This is a genomic window from Pseudomonas sp. Pseusp97 (assembly GCF_047304025.1).
In the GTDB taxonomy this organism is placed as follows: Bacteria; Pseudomonadota; Gammaproteobacteria; order Pseudomonadales; family Pseudomonadaceae; genus Pseudomonas.
The window spans coordinates 1-4,455 of sequence record NZ_JBGLYK010000321.1; the positions used below are offsets into that span (position 1 = coordinate 1).

A 4,455-nucleotide genomic window follows, 5' to 3' on the forward strand; every position below is an offset into this window, starting at 1 on the left:
GGTGCCGGCGGCCTCGGGCGCTTCGGCCTTGGCGGGTTTGCTGTCGTCACCACAGCCCTGCAGCGTCGCGGTGAGCAGCAGGGCGGAAAGCAGAGTCAGGGAGCGGTTCATGGCGTCCTCGCATTTCGAAGAGGCGCAGTTTAGTCCCTTGGCCGGATGGTTCCTATCGGCAGCTTCATTGCGACGGTTTGCAGACCCAGCGCCCCTGCCGGTCGTCGTAGCCGGCATCGACCACCGCCACCCCGGCGCCCCGCGCCTCCAGGCAGAAGGTCTTCATGAAGGTCGCCCGCTGGCCATCGCCGGCGCTGTCGTGCCCGCCGAGGGTGATGTTGTAAAGGCCGGGCTGCAGCGGCCGCGCCGGGGTTTTCTCGCGGAAGCCGGGAATCGCCTGGCCGTAGGCGAAGCAGGTATCGCTGCGCAGCGGCACGCCCAGGGTGGGCTCGATGCTGGCCGAGGACCAGAACGGCTCGTAGGGCTCGCGCGCGACCTCGATGGAGTACACCGCCACCTGCCGCTCATCCACCTGCAGCGTGCGGTTGAAGAACAGGCCGGGCGACTTGAACGCCGCGCCGCCGAAGCACAGCGTCCGGCCTTGCACCCAGACCCGCGCGTCGCCGTCGAACAGGCGCGACATGCCCCAGGCCGACATTCCCGGCACCAGCAGGCTCAGCCCCAGCGAACCCAGGAAAAAGAAACGCTTCATCAATACCGCTCCGCAGGCCGCGCCGTCCTGGCGCGAGCATGTCGCATTCTGACCAGCCGTCACGTGCAATTCCACGCACGTGGTCGCTTTTACACCTTTCACGGCATGTCGCAAACGCACCTACCCGCGGCGTGCGCAGGCATCTGGTCGGACGGGGCCAGTCATACCATCGCTCCCAAGGGGGCCACTTGCGTCCCGCACCAGCCATGGCGCTCCAAAGCGCCGCAGGGAGACAGCGATGTTCAGCAAGCAAGACCAGATCCAGGGCTATGACGACGAACTGCTCGCGGCGATGGATGCCGAGGAAGCGCGCCAGGAGGACCACCTCGAGCTGATCGCTTCGGAGAACTACACCAGCAAGCGCGTCATGCAGGCTCAGGGCAGCGGGCTGACCAACAAGTACGCCGAAGGTTATCCGGGCAAGCGTTACTACGGCGGCTGCGAGCACGTGGACAAGGTCGAGCAGCTGGCCATCGACCGCGCCAAGCAACTGTTCGGCGCCGACTACGCCAACGTCCAGCCGCACTCGGGCTCCTCGGCCAACGCCGCCGTCTACCTGGCACTGCTGAATGCCGGCGACACCCTCCTGGGCATGAGCCTGGCCCACGGCGGCCACCTGACCCACGGTGCCAAGGTGTCGTCCTCGGGCAAGCTGTACAACGCCGTGCAGTACGGCCTGAACACCGACACCGGGCTGATCGACTACGACGAAGTCGAGCGCCTGGCCGTGGAACACAAGCCGAAGATGATCGTCGCCGGCTTCTCCGCCTACTCCAAGATCCTCGACTTCCCGCGCTTCCGCGCCATCGCCGACAAGGTCGGGGCGCTGCTGTTCGTCGACATGGCCCACGTCGCCGGCCTGGTCGCCGCCGGCCTGTACCCGAACCCGTTGCCCTACGCCGACGTGGTCACCACCACCACCCACAAGACCCTGCGTGGCCCGCGCGGAGGCCTGATCCTGGCTCGCTCCAACGAAGAGATCGAGAAGAAGCTCAACTCCGCCGTCTTCCCCGGCGCCCAGGGCGGCCCGCTGATGCACGTGATCGCCGCCAAGGCGGTGTGCTTCAAGGAAGCACTGGAGCCCGGCTTCAAGGACTACCAGGCCCAGGTGATCAAGAACGCCCAGGCCATGGCCAAGGTGTTCATCGATCGCGGCTATGACGTGGTATCCGGCGGCACCGACAACCACCTGATGCTGATCAGCCTGGTGAAGCAGGGCCTGACCGGCAAGGAAGCGGACGCCGCCCTGGGCCGCGTCGGCATCACCGTGAACAAGAACGCCGTGCCGAACGACCCGCAGAGCCCGTTCGTCACCTCCGGCATCCGCATCGGCACCCCGGCGGTGACCACCCGCGGGCTGAAGGAAGCCCAGTGCCGCGAACTGGCCGGCTGGATCAGCGATGTGCTGGACCACCTGGGCGACGCCGACGTTGAGGCCAAGGTGGCGACCCAGGTCGCGGGCCTGTGCGCGGACTTCCCGGTTTACCGTTGAGATTCCCGGCAAGGCTCTTGTAGGAGCGAGCTTGCTCGCGAACCAGCCCCGCTGCGAGGCGGTTCGCGAGCAGGCTCGCTCCTACAGGGAAGACGCCGCGACTAGAGATTTCAGGAGCACCCCATGCAACGCTACTCCGGCTTCGGCCTGTTCAAGCATTCCCTGAGCCACCACGAGAACTGGCAGCGCATGTGGCGCACGCCCACGCCCAAGCCGGTCTACGACGTGGTCATAGTCGGCGGCGGCGGGCACGGCCTGGCCACGGCCTACTACCTGGCCAAGGAGCACGGCATCACCAACGTCGCGGTGGTCGAGAAGGGCTGGCTGGGTGGCGGCAACACCGCACGCAACACCACCATCGTGCGTTCCAACTATCTGTGGGACGAGTCGGCGCTGCTCTACGAACACGCCATGAAGCTGTGGGAGGGCCTGTCCCAGGACCTCAACTACAACGTCATGTTCTCCCAGCGCGGGGTCTACAACCTCTGCCATACCCTGCAGGACATGCGCGACGGCGAGCGCCGCGTCAGCGCCAACCGCCTCAACGGCGTGGACGGCGAGCTGCTCAACGCGCAGCAGGTGGCCGAGGAGATTCCCTACCTGAACTGCACGAAGAGCGCCCGCTACCCCGTCATGGGTTCCACCGTGCAGCGTCGCGGCGGCGTGGCCCGTCACGACGCCGTGGCCTGGGGCTTCGCCCGCGCGGCCGACGCCCTGGGCGTGGACCTGATCCAGCAGACCGAAGTGATCGGCTTCCGCAAGCAGGACGGCGTGGTCATCGGCGTCGAGACCAACCGCGGCTTCATCGGCGCCAAGCGCGTCGGCGTGGTCACCGCCGGCAACTCCGGGCACATGGCCAAGCTCGCCGGCTTCCGCCTGCCGATCGAATCGCACCCGCTGCAGGCGCTGGTTTCCGAGCCGCTCAAACCGATCATCGACAGCGTGATCATGTCCAACGCCGTGCACGGCTACATCAGCCAATCGGACAAGGGTGACCTGGTCATCGGCGCCGGCATCGACGGCTACAACGGCTACGGCCAGCGCGGCTCGTACCCGGTGATCGAGCACACCCTGCAGGCCATCGTCGAGATGTTCCCGGTGCTCTCGCGGGTGCGCATGAACCGCCAGTGGGGCGGCATCGTCGACACCACCCCGGACGCCTGCCCGATCATCGGCAAGACCCCGGTGCAGAACCTGTTCTTCAACTGCGGCTGGGGCACCGGCGGCTTCAAGGCCACTCCCGGCTCGGGCAACGTCTTCGCCGCAACCCTCGCCAAGGGCGAGCCGCATCCGCTGGCCGCGCCCTTCTCCATCGAACGCTTCCACACCGGCGCGCTGATCGACGAACACGGCGCCGCAGCCGTAGCTCACTAAAGAGGGCAACAAACATGCTGAATATCTTCTGCCCCCATTGCGGCGAGCTGCGTTCCGAAGAGGAATTCCACGCCAAGGGCCAGGCGCACATCCCGCGCCCGCTCGACCCGTCCGCCTGCTCCGACGCCGAGTGGGGCGAGTACATGTTCTTCCGCGACAACCCGCGTGGCATCCACCACGAGCTGTGGGTGCACGCCGCCGGCTGCCGCCAGTACTTCAACGTCACCCGCCACACCGTGACCTACGAAATCCTGGAAACCTACAAGATCGGCGAAAAACCGAGCATCACCGCCGAATCCGAGAAGAAATCCGCCGTCCAGCCCGCCGTGGAGAAGGCCTAATGAGCCAGATCAATCGCCTGTCCCGTGGCGGTCGCATCGACCGCAACAAGCCGCTCACCTTCAGCTTCAACGGCCAGAGCTACCAGGGCTTCGCCGGTGACACCCTGGCCGCCGCCCTGCTGGCCAACGGCGTCGACATCCTCGGCCGCAGCTTCAAGTACTCGCGTCCGCGCGGCATCGTCGCCGCCGGCGCCGAAGAGCCCAACGCCATCCTGCAGATCGGCTCGCGCGAATCCACCCAGGTGCCCAACGTGCGCGCCACCCAGCAGGCCCTGTACAACGGCCTGGTGGCGACCGCCACCAACGGCTGGCCGAACGTGCAGAACGACCTCATGGGGATCTTCGGCAAGGTCGGCGGCAAGCTGATGCCGCCCGGCTTCTACTACAAGACCTTCATGTACCCGCAGTCCATGTGGCTGACCTACGAGAAGTACATCCGCAAGGCCGCAGGCCTCGGCCGCGCGCCCACCGAAGTGGACCCGGACAGCTACGACTGGATGAACCACCACGCCGACGTGCTGATCGTCGGCGTCGGTCCCGCCGGC

General features: G+C 66.7%; 5 protein-coding genes. 4 read left to right on the forward strand and 1 reads right to left on the reverse strand.

What is annotated here, in order from left to right; translation table 11 throughout:
* Window positions 1-175: 175 nt before the first annotated feature.
* Complete coding sequence (locus tag ACCC94_RS27990; RefSeq protein ID WP_413352849.1) at window positions 176-703, reverse strand: hypothetical protein; 528 nt, start codon at window positions 701-703, stop codon at window positions 176-178.
* Between the two features lie 238 nt (window positions 704-941).
* On the opposite strand from ACCC94_RS27990, the gene glyA reads away from it, so the two are divergent.
* The 4 genes from glyA to ACCC94_RS28010 all read left to right on the forward strand — a co-directional run.
* Window positions 942-2,195, forward strand: coding sequence for a serine hydroxymethyltransferase (glyA, locus tag ACCC94_RS27995; protein WP_413352850.1), 1,254 nt, complete (start codon window positions 942-944; stop codon window positions 2,193-2,195).
* Between the two features lie 123 nt (window positions 2,196-2,318).
* A complete protein-coding gene (locus ACCC94_RS28000; RefSeq protein ID WP_413352851.1) occupies window positions 2,319-3,569 on the forward strand; it encodes a sarcosine oxidase subunit beta in 1,251 nt (416 codons plus the stop codon).
* A 14-nt stretch (window positions 3,570-3,583) separates the two neighbouring features.
* A complete protein-coding gene (locus ACCC94_RS28005; protein ID WP_413352852.1) occupies window positions 3,584-3,910 on the forward strand; it encodes a sarcosine oxidase subunit delta in 327 nt (108 codons plus the stop codon).
* Window positions 3,910-4,455 (forward strand): 2Fe-2S iron-sulfur cluster-binding protein (locus ACCC94_RS28010; protein WP_413352853.1); only part of this gene is annotated, 546 nt, incomplete at its 3' end. The genes ACCC94_RS28005 and ACCC94_RS28010, both read left to right, overlap by 1 nt.